At 61.5% G+C, this 13,158-nt stretch carries 12 protein-coding genes; 7 read left to right on the top strand and 5 right to left on the bottom strand.

Annotated elements, in window-relative coordinates:
• Positions 1 to 485 precede the first annotated feature (485 nt).
• Positions 486 to 1,325: a hypothetical protein gene (locus tag QMX78_RS15960; protein WP_282271334.1), complete on the bottom strand. Its 840-nt coding sequence runs from the start codon at positions 1,323 to 1,325 to the stop codon at positions 486 to 488.
• Between the two features lie 844 nt (positions 1,326 to 2,169).
• Here QMX78_RS15960 and QMX78_RS21610 point away from each other — a divergent pair.
• On the top strand, positions 2,170 to 2,277 hold the full coding sequence (locus tag QMX78_RS21610) for a transposase (RefSeq protein ID WP_343239286.1): 108 nt from the start codon (positions 2,170 to 2,172) through the stop codon (positions 2,275 to 2,277).
• Between the two features lie 303 nt (positions 2,278 to 2,580).
• Here the strand turns inward: QMX78_RS21610 and QMX78_RS15955 are convergent, their stop codons facing one another.
• The gene (locus QMX78_RS15955; RefSeq protein ID WP_282271332.1) at positions 2,581 to 3,090 is read right to left on the bottom strand and encodes a transposase; all 510 of its coding nucleotides are present in this window, start codon (positions 3,088 to 3,090) and stop codon (positions 2,581 to 2,583) included.
• A 701-nt stretch (positions 3,091 to 3,791) separates the two neighbouring features.
• Between QMX78_RS15955 and QMX78_RS15950 the strand changes: the two genes are divergently transcribed.
• Positions 3,792 to 4,355, top strand: a complete 564-nt coding sequence (locus tag QMX78_RS15950) for a hypothetical protein (protein ID WP_282271330.1) — start codon at positions 3,792 to 3,794, stop codon at positions 4,353 to 4,355.
• Between the two features lie 183 nt (positions 4,356 to 4,538).
• Here QMX78_RS15950 and QMX78_RS15945 read toward each other — a convergent pair whose 3' ends face one another.
• The 3 genes from QMX78_RS15945 to QMX78_RS15935 all read right to left on the bottom strand — a co-directional run bounded on the left by QMX78_RS15945 (position 4,539) and on the right by QMX78_RS15935 (position 8,561).
• On the bottom strand, positions 4,539 to 5,378 hold the full coding sequence (locus QMX78_RS15945) for an NrdJb (RefSeq protein WP_282271328.1): 840 nt from the start codon (positions 5,376 to 5,378) through the stop codon (positions 4,539 to 4,541).
• Between the two features lie 77 nt (positions 5,379 to 5,455).
• On the bottom strand, positions 5,456 to 6,262 hold the full coding sequence (locus QMX78_RS15940; protein WP_282271326.1) for a histone: 807 nt from the start codon (positions 6,260 to 6,262) through the stop codon (positions 5,456 to 5,458).
• A gap of 145 nt (positions 6,263 to 6,407) precedes the next feature.
• Entirely contained in the window at positions 6,408 to 8,561 is a 2,154-nt protein-coding gene (locus tag QMX78_RS15935) for an adenosylcobalamin-dependent ribonucleoside-diphosphate reductase (RefSeq protein ID WP_282271324.1), read from the bottom strand.
• A gap of 461 nt (positions 8,562 to 9,022) precedes the next feature.
• Between QMX78_RS15935 and QMX78_RS15930 the strand changes: the two genes are divergently transcribed.
• The 5 genes from QMX78_RS15930 (at position 9,023) to QMX78_RS15910 (ending at position 13,007) form a co-directional block, all read left to right on the top strand.
• Entirely contained in the window at positions 9,023 to 10,453 is a 1,431-nt protein-coding gene (locus QMX78_RS15930; RefSeq protein ID WP_282271322.1) for a Do family serine endopeptidase, read from the top strand.
• Between the two features lie 120 nt (positions 10,454 to 10,573).
• The gene (locus QMX78_RS15925; RefSeq protein WP_282271320.1) at positions 10,574 to 10,933 is read left to right on the top strand and encodes a hypothetical protein; all 360 of its coding nucleotides are present in this window, start codon (positions 10,574 to 10,576) and stop codon (positions 10,931 to 10,933) included.
• 5 nt (positions 10,934 to 10,938) lie between these two features.
• On the top strand, positions 10,939 to 11,424 hold the full coding sequence (locus QMX78_RS15920; RefSeq protein ID WP_282271317.1) for a phage holin family protein: 486 nt from the start codon (positions 10,939 to 10,941) through the stop codon (positions 11,422 to 11,424).
• On the top strand, positions 11,421 to 11,870 hold the full coding sequence (locus tag QMX78_RS15915; RefSeq protein WP_282271315.1) for a protein sip-5: 450 nt from the start codon (positions 11,421 to 11,423) through the stop codon (positions 11,868 to 11,870). The genes QMX78_RS15920 and QMX78_RS15915 overlap by 4 nt, the downstream gene beginning before the upstream one ends.
• A gap of 45 nt (positions 11,871 to 11,915) precedes the next feature.
• Positions 11,916 to 13,007 carry an AI-2E family transporter gene (locus QMX78_RS15910; RefSeq protein WP_282271313.1) on the top strand — a complete coding sequence of 364 codons (1,092 nt, stop codon included), beginning with the start codon at positions 11,916 to 11,918 and terminating at the stop codon, positions 13,005 to 13,007.
• Positions 13,008 to 13,158: the final 151 nt, after the last annotated feature.

Below are 13,158 nucleotides of genomic sequence, written 5' to 3'. Positions count from 1 at the left end.
GGCGTGAGCCGCGAAGCAGGTACATCATCTGATCACACAGGTGCCAAAGACTTCAGCAACGCCAGCTTCGCGGCTCACGCCGCTCCCACAAGCCGCCAGCCTTCTTGCTTTAACGGAGTCAACCTGACCCCGTTCGTTTTAAGAATCGACAGATCGAGTTTAGGGGGAGTCAACATCCGGACTACGTCACAGTCAACAACACAAAGGGCAGGAGCGAAAAACCCTGCTCTGACCCCTGTTTCCTAGCCGAGGGATTGGGCACGTCGTCGGCACCGGAGGAAAACAGCCGAAGCCAAAAGCAGAAAGCCGAACGTCGGCTCGGCTTCCTCGATTATTGCAGACCCCGGGTGCGCTGCGCTTACCCGGGCTACGCTGCTGCGGCGGCTGATCCAATTGATCCTGAAGAACCAAGACCACACAACGAACGAGGGCCAGGGCGGAAACCCGACTCTGACCCCTGTTTCCGGACCCCTGTCTCCCGTGATTTACTTTTCCAACGAAAAGGTCTCTATTGGAGTCGACTGCCCGGCCTGCGCCAGCTTCTTTAGGTCATTCCACTGATCCAAGTTGGGGCGAGGATCAGGTCCGGCAGTACGATAGCCCTGCAATTGACCATGGGTGCCTAGCTGGCGAAGGAACTCGGTCGTCTGCAACTGAACTACGGCGGCGTTCGCTCGATCGTCAAAATTCGGGAGATACTGCTTGATCAACGCATCGACCTTGTAATCACCTAAAATCTTTGCAACCTCCAACCGGGCACGTAATACCCTATCCCCGTCGATGGACTTGCCAAATCTTTCATTGGCAATCCCATACTCAGCAAGCGCCAATTCTTCGTATGCATAAACTGAACCTTTTGAAGCCGCGTCTTCCAGCATGCCAAGGCTAGCCATTGGCTCCCCTTGCCGAATAGCCGCAAGCCCGAATAGCGTTTGCAATTTCGGATCTTCCGTACCTCTGAGCGAGTCGATATCAAGTGTCGCTAGTGAATTGATTTCAGCCTGAGTAGGGTAGTAATGATTCTTCATCCACTCGAGCTCTTCCATCGAAATCGCAATTAACCGTGCATCCGATACCACCAGCTCTGAACTCGATCTGATTTCGTTGCGGATAGAGGAAGGATCTATCCGCGCATGGCGAGATTCATCCTTACCCAATAGTGTCCCAGGATCTCGACGGTGCCGGAGCTCCTCCAGACTACTGACACCGGAGTTGTCTTCCGCGCGCCCATCTGATTTTGATGCGGGCGAATGATTGAGGCTTGTCAAAGTAATTGCCGAAATAGCAATCAAGCCCAGGCCGCCTACCACCAAAAATTTCTTCATTTCGAAACCCCGATATCTGAATTCAAATCAACATTCTTCGGCATGGTCGGATATCCATAACCGGCGACAAGCCTCATCTCGGGCTGCATTGAATGCCGGAAGGCGTGTCCAAGCTGCAATCGTTTCCCGCTGAAGAACCTGCGGATATGCTGCGACCTGCGCCTCTTGCAAGAGGCATGTAGATCGCGCGCAAAGCAGAAGGAACCTGTGTTTATGCATGAAATCTCATTATCCCTGAGTACAGTTTCGCGCCGCGCTTTGGCTTCTCCCGCAGCTTCATGGCATTGGTCGCGCGTATTGCAGGGAGCTGTAAATATTGCCCCGAACTGTACTGCTTCAACCAGAAACCCTGGCACCAGCTGACCTCCCGAAGTACCACAGCCATTCAATATCAGCGGTGGGAGCGATCGAATACCACAGCCATACGCTGCGAACTCGGCTGGGGCAAGCGCGCACCCTCGACAGCAACACTCAGCGATCGAATTCAGATCACGCTGATCATTACCACCTCCCCTTGCGCCTCCGCCCATCTCTCATCCATCACCAATTGGCGGAGTTGGATCGCAGCCATTTGTAGTACAGCAACTCTCACTGACCGAATTGGCTCCAATTGCAAGCAACCCACCAGCAATTGGCAAACTTCGGATTACGCCCTTGAGGATGCTTGAATCACTCATTCCCTTATCCTTGTAATGGTTAACTGCTTACTTCCAGGTAACACCAGATCATCCTGAGCTGGGATCTCTTTGTAGCAGAGAGAGTTTTCCTTTGCCACCCGACGCTCCCTTGAGATTGGGTAGCACAGCAGTTTGGGTCCAATCCTCAATCACTAAGGAGATTGGACGTGAAAAAACGCTTTGCCGAAGGACAGATCATTTGCTTCCTGCGCATGACTGAAGCAGGCATGCCGAACAAGGATCTTTGCCGCCAGCACGGCTTCAGCCAGGCCTAGTACTACCTGTGGCGGAGCAAATTCGGCGGTACTCTAATGTGTCCGATGCCAAGCGCCTGTGTCGCCTGCGCCGCGATCCGCAGGCAAACCAGCCGCCGAGCCTAGGCAATCCGTAGCCCGGGTAAGCGCAGCGCACCCGGGATCGCACGATGCCCGGCATTGCGTCTAATCGTAGTCAAGGAATTAGGCGCGTCGTCGGCACCTAAGGAAAACAGCCTACGCCAAAAGCAGAAAGCCGAGCGTTGGCTCGGCTTCTTCGATCACAGCAGACCCCGGGTGCGCTGCGCTTACCCGGGCTACGGATTACCGCAACGGCTCCCCAAGGCTGGTACCAGCCACTGATTCGCTACACGCCCAGTCTTCCGACAGCAACCCCTCGCGGACATAGCGATGAAAAGTGGAGTGTGGCCAGTCGCGTACGGCTGTCACCCAGCCATGCTTCAAGGGGTTGATATGCACGTAGTCCACGCAAGCTTGAAGCTGGCTGGCGTCGCGGATGGTTCGCTCCCAGTAGCGCGCCTGCCAAGGGGACTGATGGCCCGGAGCGAAGACCCTGCGGGTGAAGCCCTTCTTGATCTCCTGCCACAGCCGTGGATAGTTATCCGTACTGGCATCCATTTGGATCACCGCGTGCAGGTGTTCTGGCAGCACAGCAGCCGCCAACACCAGGTGCGGAACACGCTGCGCGGCGTTGCGCCAGGCCTGCTTCAGCGCATCGATCTCGCGCACCAGCAGATCACTGCACCGGTCCTGCAAGGTAACGGTGAAGAAGTAGGTGCCGCCGGCAACACGATTACGTCGATAGTTGACCATCGCCCCAGCGTAGCCACATCACCGCACAACGCCCGCCCCGCGATCCGTAAGCAAACCACCCGACGAGCCCGGGCAATCCGTAGCCCGGGTAAGCGCAGCGCACCCGGGATCACACGATGCCCGGCATTGCATCGAATCCCGCAGTGGGGAACACGCGTTTCCTTGGTGTCGAGAGGAAACAGCAACAGCGAAAAAACGCCGAACGTTAGCTCGACTTCATTGCCCATGCAGTCCCGGGTGCGCTGCGCTTACCCGGGCTACGTCACTGCAAGGTAACGGTGAAGAAGTAGGTGCCGCCGGCAACACGATTGCGTCGATAGTTGACCATCGCCCCAGCGTAGCCACATCACCGCACAACGCCCGCCCCGCGATCCGTAAGCAAACCACCCGACGAGCCCGCGCAATCCGTAGCCCGGGTAAGCGCAGCGCACCCGGGATCACACCAAACCCGACACTGCATCGAATCCCGCAGTGGGGAACACGCGTTTCCTTGGTGTCGAGAGGAAACAGCAACAGCGAAAAAACGCCGAACGTTAGCTCGACTTCATTGCCCATGCAGTCCCGGGTGCGCTGCGCTTACCCGGGCTACGTTACCGTTTTCGTTCTCGACATATGTTTAGAAGAGCCAGGTCACTTTCAGCCTATGATTGGGATCCAATAGGAAGCGAGAACCGGCCATGTCAACAGAAGGAATCTTTGTTATGCAGGGACTGTTTGCGACCGCGACCACACCTGTTCCGTGGCTGCCAGCACTGACAGCTCTCTTCGGGGTTTTAATTACACTACTCGGAAAATGGTGGACCGACCGTCGCGTCGAGTACCGGAAGGCTGCGGCCGAGCTCGCTGGGGCACTGGCTGAACTAAAAATGCATCGAGACGAGGTCGTTCGACAGGGCCTTGAAAACTCTTTCAAAGAGTATGAAGCCTTTGCAGAAAGCGGAGAATTTATCCCGCTAGTCGCTCCGCTGAAAGAGGAAATGTTCCCCATAACGCAAAAGTCATTGGAGACTGCCGGCGTGCTGGGCCGGAAAGCTACGGAAGACCTTACAGCAATCTACTTTCGTGCGACCGCAGTCATATCCACGATGAAATCCATCCAAGCCCTATTACTTGCGCCGGGCCAATCAATTGATGATTCGAGGCGAACACTCATGATCAGCACACTTTTTGGACTCGCGAGTCGGCAGGTTGCAGAATCCGTCATGGAGTACGACCAGAAGTGCCTAGCACTTGAATACGAGGCCAAGAAAAAGCGCCGCTGGTAAAACTCAATCGATTGGCCTCAGACAACATGCAACCAAAGAAAATTAGCGCCAACGTCTGTTCAAAGAACAAATCAAGCGGCAATGAGATTCAACATTAAACTGCAAAACGCTCTTGCGAAAAATAGAGAAGGGCCAGGTTCAATCAAGCACCTGACCCCACCTCTTATCTATATCCTCGACCTGTCACCCGCACTTGCTATACCCACAATTCAAGCAAGTCTGGCAGCCGTCCATGATCACCAGCGCCTTGGTGCTGCACTTGTGGCACATGGTGGCGCTGGCCGGGAAACTGCCGTTGTCGACGCTTTCGGGGGCGGCTTCGGAGGCGACGGCAACGTCAAGAGCTACCCCTCCCTGGCCCTTCCCTTCGCTTTGCGAAAGGGAGGGGGCGAGCGCGGCGCTTTGCGCCGGCGCTGCGATTACTTCACTGTTTTTTTTTGAGCGTTCTTCGAACTGCTTGCGCTTCTCGGCGATCAGGGCGCGCTGGTGGGCGCTCATTTCCGGGTCCTGCAGCAGGCCGATCGACTTCATGTGGTCTTCGACGATGGAGCCCAGCTCGGCCACCAGCGACGGCATGTACACGCCGCCGACCTTGAAGTAACCGCCCTTCGGGTCGAACACGGCCTTCATTTCGTCAACGATGAAGGTGACGTCGCCGCCCTTGCGGAACACGGCGGACATGATGCGGGTCAGCGCCACGATCCACTGGAAATGCTCCATCGACTTGGAGTTGATGAAGATCTCGAACGGACGGCGCAGTTCGTGCTCGGTGCCCTGGTTGAGCACGATGTCGTTGATGGTCACGTAGAAGGCGTGTTCCACCAGCGGCGACTTGATCTTGTAGGTGCTGCCGATCAGCACTTCCGGGCGCTCGATGCGCTCGTGCATGTGCACGATGTTGTCGGCCGGGGACTCGTCCAGGGCGGCAGCCACCGGGGCCTTGGCCGCAGCGGTTTCACGGGCCTTGTCGTCCGGGGTGATGACGGAATAGCCCTTGATTTTCTTGTCGATCTTGACGGCCATGGTGCGAGTCCTGGTTATGCGTTGCTAAACGGATTGGCAGCAACCCCGTCCCTGCGGGACGGGGCGCGCGGTGCGGCTTACTTGCGGGTCGCCTTCTTGGCGGCCTTCTTCACTGCGGTAGCCTTTTTGGCAACCGCCTTCTTTGCGGTAGCGGCCTTCTTGGCCACGGTCTTCTTGGTCAGGGCAACCTTCTTGGCAGCGGTCTTCTTGCTGACGGCTACTTTCTTGGCGACCTTCTTTTCAGTGGCCTTCACCGTCTTCTTGACGGCGGCGACCTTCTTGGCGGCCTTCTTTTCGACCTTCTTCACTGCCTTCTTGGCAGCGGTGGTCTTCTTGACGACAGCCTTGGCAATCTTCTTCTCGGTGGCCTTCACCGACTTCTTGGCGGCAGCAGCCTTCTTGCCGACGGCCTTGGCGACCTTCTTCTCGGCAGCCTTCACCGTCTTCTTGGCCGAGGCGACCTTGGTGGCGGCCTTCTTCTCGACCTTGGCGATGGCCTTCTTGGTCGCCGCACGCTTGCCGGCGCCCTTCTTCTTCAGCTCGGTGGCCTCTGCCTTGGCGCTGGCCTTGGCGGCTTCCAGCTTCTGGCGGACCGAGGCGACCTTCTTCTTTACTTCCTTCTTGGCCGCGCTGGCCTTCTTGGCGACAACCTTCTCAGCCTTCTTGACGGCCTTTTCGGCCTTCTTTACGGCTTTCTTGACCTTGGCCACCTGCTTCTTGGCGCCGGCCTCGACCTTCTTTGCACTGGCCTTCACTGCAACCACGGCGTCGCTGGCGGTTGCCGCGATGCTCTCGCCCGCGTGGGCGACGGTTTCCTTGACGGTTTCTTTCACGTCCTCGGCAACCTGGGTTACGGTCGCGGTCACACCATTACCATTGCTCATAAAGCCCTCCTAAGGGCATCGGGTCTGTAATGTGGCGATGCTATATCGAAGCCGATGCAACGTGAAACAAGCGCGCAACAGGAGGATGGCGGCGAAGCCACCGTCATGCCCTCCCAGCGCGCGGCCGGGAGGGCGATGAAGGCACTCAGAACTTGCCGTAATAGCCTTCCTTGAGGGCGTCGAACAGGTTGGCGGCGGTGTGCATCTCGCCGTCGTACTCGATCTGTTCGTTGCCCTTGACCTCCACCGTCTGGCCGTCTTCCAGCTCGAAGCGGTAGGTGGTGTTCTCCAGGTCCGCTTCCTTGACCAGCACGCCCTGGAAGGCCGCCGGGTTGAAGCGGAAGGTGGTGCAGCCCTTCAGGCCCTGCTCGTGGGCGTAGCGGTAGATGTCCTTGAACTGCTCGTACGGGTAATCGGTCGGTACGTTGGCGGTCTTGGAGATCGAGCTGTCCACCCACTTCTGCGCGGCAGCCTGCACGTCCACGTGTTCCTTGGGCGAGATGTCGTCGGCGCTGATGAAGTACTCCGGCAGCTTGGCGTCAGCCTCGTCGGAGAACGGCATGGCCTTGGCGTTGACCAGCTGGCGGTAGGCCAGCAGCTCGAACGAGAACACGTCCACCTTTTCCTTGGACTTCTTGCCTTCGCGGATCACGTTGCGGCTGTAGTGGTGCGCGAACGAGGGTTCGATGCCGTTGGAGGCGTTGTTGGCCAGCGACAGGCTGATGGTGCCGGTCGGGGCGATGGAGCTGTGGTGGGTGAAGCGCGAACCGACCGTGGCCAGCTCCTCCACCAGCTCCGGGGCCACCGTGGCCACGCGCTGCATGTAGCGGCTGTAGCGGGCGTGCAGCACCTTGCCGGCGATCTTCTGGCCGACCTTCCAGCCGTCCTTCTTCATTTCCGGGCGCTGGCGCAGCATCGCGGCGGTGACGTCGAACTGCTCTTCCATGATCGGGGCGGCGCCCTTCTCACGGGCCAGCTCCAGGCCGGTTTCCCAGCCGGCCACGGCCATGTCGCGGGCGATGGCTTCGGTGAACTCGCAGGATTCGGCGCTGCCATACTTCATCTTCAGCATGGTCATGGTGCTGCCCAGGCCGAGGAAGCCCATGCCGTGACGGCGCTTGCGCATGATCTCGTTGCGCTGCTGTTCCAGCGGCAGGCCGTTCACTTCGACCACGTTGTCGAGCATGCGGGTGAACACGCGCACCACTTCCTTGTACTCGTCCCAGTCGAACGAGGCCTTGTCGGTGAACGGGTCGCGCACGAACTTGGTCAGGTTCACCGAGCCCAGCAGGCAGGCACCATACGGCGGCAGCGGCTGCTCGCCGCAGGGGTTGGTTGCACGGATGTTCTCGCACCACCAGTTGTTGTTCATCTCGTTGACGCGGTCGATCAGGATGAAACCCGGCTCGGCATAGTCATAGGTGGAGACCATGATCATGTCCCACAGGTGACGGGCACGGATATGGCCGTACACCTTGCAGGCCACCAGGCCGTCGTCGCGGACGATGTAGTTCTCGTGGGTCGGCCATTCGCGCCACACCACTTCCTCACCGCTGGACGGGTCCAGCTCGGCCTGTTCCTTGGTGTTGATCGGGAACACCAGCTGCCAGTCGGCGTCGTTGTTCACCGCGTCCATGAAACCGTCGGTGATCAGCAGCGACAGGTTGAACTGGCGCAGGCGGCCGTCTTCGCGCTTGGCGCGGATGAAGTCCTTCACGTCCGGGTGCGACACGTCGAAGGTGCCCATCTGCGCGCCACGACGGCCACCGGCCGAGGACACGGTGAAGCACATCTTGTCGTAGATATCCATGAAGGACATCGGCCCGGAGGTGTAGGCGCCGGCGCCGGCAACGAAGGCACCGCGCGGACGCAGGGTGCTGAACTCGTAGCCGATGCCGCAGCCAGCCTTCAGGGTCAGGCCCGCTTCGTGGACCTTCTCCAGGATGCCGTCCATCGAGTCGGTGATGGTGCCCGACACGGTGCAGTTGATGGTGCTGGTGGCCGGCTTGTGCTGCTGGGCGCCGGCATTGGAGGTGATGCGGCCAGCCGGGATTGCGCCACGGCGCAGGGCCCAGGCGAAACGCTCATACCAGTAGGCGCGCTTGTCGTCGGTCGCCTCGGCATCCGCCAGGGCACGGGCCACGCGCAGGTAGGTGCCGTCGATATCGGCGTCCAGCGCTTCGCCCGCCTTGGTCGTGAGGCGGTACTTCTTTTCCCAGATGTCCTGCGAGGCAGGCTGCAGAGGGATCATGTCCGACTTGGTTTGATTGCTGACCACTTCCAGACGCACCGTACTCATGATTGTGGAAACTCTCCTGGGGCACCTTGCGGTGCGATTTTCTTTTCCCAAACAGGCCGGGCAGCAAAGACAACGACGCGCAGGCGCGTACTTACGCGCCTGTCGGCGGGATGAGGGGATTCCGGGAAAAACCGGTTTTCTGCATCACTGTCGCGGTCATTGCACGCCTTCCGTTGGGGTGCTTGCACCCCGAGCACTAAACCCTACTGCTTGGGGACGCTTTTCACATCAACCCAACATCTAGTGGGTGATGACCCGACCAAGCTTACCCACCCACGGGGTGATGTCAAACGAAAAATCAGCCGTCCGGCTATTGCATTCCGTGCAGGGCTTGGGCCTCTTGGGATTGCGGCAATGCAGAAGTTTCATTGCCGATTTAACTGCCCCCCGCCACACTCGTGTTCAGCAACCCGCCCCACCCCGGCGCCGCCCTCGGGCGCCCCCGCATGGAACCCCCGGCAATGCGACCCATCCCGACCCTGCTGACCCTCGCCCTGGCCGCCGCCTTTGGTGGTTTCACTGCCACCGCCATCAACGCCCACCTGGACAACCGCGCCGAAGCCGCCTCGCTGAGTACGGTGTTGCCGACCACCGCCGCGCTGCCGGCCGCCGTCGCCGGACAAGCGGTGCCGTCACTGGCGCCGATGCTGGAACAGGCCATGCCAGCCGTGGTCAGCGTCAACACCAAGCAGGTCGTGCGGGTACGCAATCCCTTCTTTGACGACCCCTTCTTCCGCCGCTTGTTCCCGCAGGTGCCACAGGAGCGCATCAACGAGTCGCTGGGCTCGGGCGTGATCATCGATGCAGCACGCGGCTACGTGCTCACCAACCACCACGTGGTCGAGAACGCCGACGACGTACAGGTCACCCTGGCCGACGGCCGCACGGTCAAGGCCGAGTTCCTCGGTTCGGACCGCGACACCGACATCGCCCTGATCCGCATCCCCGCCGAAAAGCTCACCGCGCTGCCACTGGGCAACAGCGACCAGCTGCGCGTGGGTGACTTCGTGGTGGCGATCGGCAACCCCTTCGGCTTCAGCCAGACCGTCACCTCCGGCATCGTCTCGGCGGTTGGCCGCAGCGGCATCCGCGGGCTGGGCTACCAGAACTTCATCCAGACCGATGCGTCGATCAACCCCGGCAACTCCGGTGGCGCGCTGGTCAACCTCAACGGCCAGCTGGTCGGCATCAATACCGCCAGCTACAACCCGCAGGGCAGCATGGCCGGCAACATCGGCCTGGGCCTGGCCATTCCGTCCAACCTGGCCCGTGACGTGGTCGAGCAGCTGATCACCAAGGGCGTGGTGGTGCGCGGCACGCTTGGCGTGGAAACCCAGAACCTGACCCCGCAGATCGCCCAGGGCCTGGGCCTGGAAGAAGCCCGTGGCGCGTTGGTAACGCGCGTGCTGGCCGGTTCCGGCGCGGCGGCGGCCGGAGTAAAGGCCGGCGACGTGGTGACCGCGATCAATGGCCAGCGCGTGGACAGCGCACAGGCCCTGCACAACTTTGAAGGCCTCTCCACGGTCGGCCGCACGGTGGATCTGGAAGTGCGCCGCGACGGCAAGGCGCTGCAGCTCAAGGCCACCTTGAAGGAACAACCGCGTGCGGTGGCCGGCGATACGCTGGACCCGCGCCTGAGCGGTGCGACCTTCGCCGACCTGCCCGAATCGCTGCGTCAGGCCGGCATCAACGGCGTGCTGGTCAGCGAAGTGGCGCGGGGCAGCCGCGCCGCGCAATCGGGCCTGGCCGGTGGCGATGTGATTCTCGCGGCCAGCAGCGGTGCGTTCACCGACCTCGCCGGCTGGCGCGCCAGCTTCGGCCAACGCCCGCCACAGTTGGTGTTGAACATCCTGCGTGGTGGCAGCCAGCGCGGCCAATTGATGATGCGATGATGCCCAGGTGAGCATCTTGTGCTGCCGGCGTAACGTTGTTTACACCCGGCAACTGCTATTTGTTGAGTTCTGTTGCAACCGCGCGCCATCCGGCGCACCCGCTGAAACCAGGAGATCACGATGAGCCCCACCAATACCGAGAACATGAAGGAACACCTGGGCGAGGCTGGCGCACACCTGAAGTCCGCCGCTTCCGCCGCTGGCTCGGCCGTCAAGGGCGCTGCCGGTGCCGCCGGCGACGAACTGCGCCTGGGCAAGGCCAACATGAAGGCCGAACTGTCCGACAGCGCGCTGTCCGGCCTGGCCGCCGCCGAGCTGGGCGGTGCTGCCGCCAAGGAACAGGTCGATGCACTGATGGACAAGGGCAAGGACCTGATCGACAGCGCCGCCGACCTCATCCGTGAGCGTCCGCTGGCCTCGTTCGGCGTGGCCTTCGCCGCTGGCTGGATCATTGCCAAGCTCGCCCGCAGCCACGACTGATCGGCGTGAGCGATAACGCAACACCGCCCACTGGCGACGACTCCACCCCGGGCCAGGCGCCCGGGCTGGAAGAAAGCATCCGTCAGGTTGGCGCAGCCGGCCGGCAGACGCTGGACTCGGCTTCCAACACGCTGCGCTCCCTGCGCCGGCTGGCTTCGGCCGACCTGGCCTTGGCGCGCAGCGCGTTTGGTCGTTCCCTGGCATGGAGCGGCGTGGCCATCGTATTCGGTGCCTCGGCCTGGCTGCTGTTGGCAGCCACGGCGGTGGCGATGCTGCAATACATGGGCTTGTCGCTGTTTGTCTCGCTGCTGATCCCCACCCTCACCAGCTTGGCCGTCACCGGCTACGCGATATGGCGGGTGTCGTACTTCTTCCACCACACCGGCATGCACGCCACCCGCCGGCAGTTGTCGCGGCTGGGGCTGTTCGACGAGCCAACCGGCGAAGACCCCGATGCCGAAGTGAAGATCCCCGGGGAGAACACACCGTGAATTTCGAAGCCCTGCAACGCCGTGTGCGCCGCGCCGAAGCCGTGGTGCAGGTGCGTGGCGAGGAAGCCACCCAGCACTGGGACCAACTCAACCAGAGTTGGCGCAGTGCATGGACACCCGGTCGCATCGTGGTGGTCGGCCTGGCCGGCGGCTTCCTGGCCGGCAAGCTGGAACCCGGCGGTGCCTTCAGCGGTAGCCGCTGGCTGCAGATGATCGGCTCGGTGTCCGGGCTGGTCAGCAGCGCGCAGGCTTCGGTTGCCTCGTTTGCCGCCGCTGCTGCAGCGGCGGGCGTGATGGCCGGGCAGGCTGCGGCCGATGCTGATGAAGGCGACGACGAGACCAACGAGGACAACTCGCCGCCGCCCGCCGCTGCAGCCAGCACGGCGCGCAGCAACAGCACGCCACCCGGCCCCGCCGAAGCGGCGACAGAACTGTCAGAATCCTGAGCACGGCGCCACCGCGCGCCGTTCCGTTCACGGAGCGCTGCCCGCATGTCTGACCCGTTGCCCGAAGCCACACCCCGCCCTGCCGAAGCCCCTGCACCACGCCCGCGCGCACCTGTCGCCGTGGTGGTACTGGCGACGTTGGCGGTGGGCTATACGCTGTGGGCCGCGCAGGAAGTGATCCTGCCGGTGCTGCTGGCGATGTTCTTCGCGCTGATCGGCAACCCCATCATCCGCCTGTTGCAGAAACTGCACCTGCCGCGCTTCCTCGGCGCCCTGCTGGTGCTGGCGGCAGGCCTGGCCGGCAGCGCCGCGCTGACCGTGCAGCTGGCTGGCCCGGCCACCGAATGGGTGCAGGAAGCGCCGCAGCAGATGCGGCAGATCTCGCGCAAGGTGCAGGACTTCGTCAAACCGGTGCAGCAGGCCAACCTGGCGGCGGAGAGCTTCGCCCGCGCTGCCGGCGGCGAAGGCAACCGCAAGGTGCAGGTGATCCGCACCCAGCTCGACGATCCCTACAAGGCGCTGGTGCGCACGCCCAAGCTGGCCGCCTCGGCACTGGCGGTGGTGCTGTTGACCCTGTTCTTCATGATTTATGGCGAAAACCTGCAGCGGCACGTGATCGCGCTGCTGCCCAATCGCCAGCAGAAACGCTTCACCGCCGAGATACTGCGCTCGATCGAGCGCGAGATATCGCGCTATGTATTGACCATCACCCTCATCAATGTCGGCCTGGGCCTGATCCTGTCCGGTGTGCTGATGCTGCTCGGCATCGCCCTGCCCGAGGCCCTTCTTTGGGGCACAGTGGCCGCGCTGCTGAATTTCGCCCCGTATGTGGGGCCACTGATCGGCATCGTGCTGATGCTGCTGATGGGCTTCGTCGAATTCCGCGATCCACTGACCGCCCTGCTGCCAGCGCTGGCCTATCTGGCCCTGCATACGCTGGAGGGTCAGCTGATCACGCCCATCGTGCTCGGCCGCCGCATGGCGATCTCGCCGCTGATGCTGATCCTGGCGTTGATGCTGTTCGGCTGGCTGTGGGGCATGATCGGCCTGCTGCTGGCAGTGCCGCTGCTGGTCTGCGTGAAGCTGGTGCTGAGCCGCGTCGACGGCATGCACGGCTGGGCAAAGCTATTGGAGTAGCGTCCCTATTGTGGGAGCGGCGTCAGCCGCGAAGCTGACAATGCTGAAGCAACCAGCAACGTAGCCCGGGTAAGCGCAGCGCACCCGGGACCGTTTGCAGACAACGCCAGACATCAGCGCACGCCCACTTCCCGGGTGCGCTGCGCTTACC

Origin of the sequence: Stenotrophomonas sp. PS02298, assembly GCF_029959445.1 — a bacterium.
In the GTDB taxonomy this organism is placed as follows: domain Bacteria; phylum Pseudomonadota; class Gammaproteobacteria; order Xanthomonadales; family Xanthomonadaceae; genus Stenotrophomonas.
Note: the sequence above shows the minus strand (reverse complement) of the source record. Positions and strands in the feature narration are given on the sequence as shown.

Coding starts and splice junctions, on each gene's coding strand:
- QMX78_RS15960 (WP_282271334.1), bottom strand. CDS start 1,325: ATGAAGAAATTTTTGGTGGTAGGCGGCCTGGGCTTGATTGCTATTTCG.
- QMX78_RS15955 (WP_282271332.1), bottom strand. CDS start 3,090: ATGGTCAACTATCGACGTAATCGTGTTGCCGGCGGCACCTACTTCTTC.
- QMX78_RS15950 (WP_282271330.1), top strand. CDS start 3,792: ATGCAGGGACTGTTTGCGACCGCGACCACACCTGTTCCGTGGCTGCCA.
- QMX78_RS15945 (WP_282271328.1), bottom strand. CDS start 5,378: ATGGCCGTCAAGATCGACAAGAAAATCAAGGGCTATTCCGTCATCACC.
- QMX78_RS15940 (WP_282271326.1), bottom strand. CDS start 6,262: ATGAGCAATGGTAATGGTGTGACCGCGACCGTAACCCAGGTTGCCGAG.
- QMX78_RS15935 (WP_282271324.1), bottom strand. CDS start 8,561: ATGAGTACGGTGCGTCTGGAAGTGGTCAGCAATCAAACCAAGTCGGAC.
- QMX78_RS15930 (WP_282271322.1), top strand. CDS start 9,023: ATGCGACCCATCCCGACCCTGCTGACCCTCGCCCTGGCCGCCGCCTTT.
- QMX78_RS15925 (WP_282271320.1), top strand. CDS start 10,574: ATGAGCCCCACCAATACCGAGAACATGAAGGAACACCTGGGCGAGGCT.
- QMX78_RS15910 (WP_282271313.1), top strand. CDS start 11,916: ATGTCTGACCCGTTGCCCGAAGCCACACCCCGCCCTGCCGAAGCCCCT.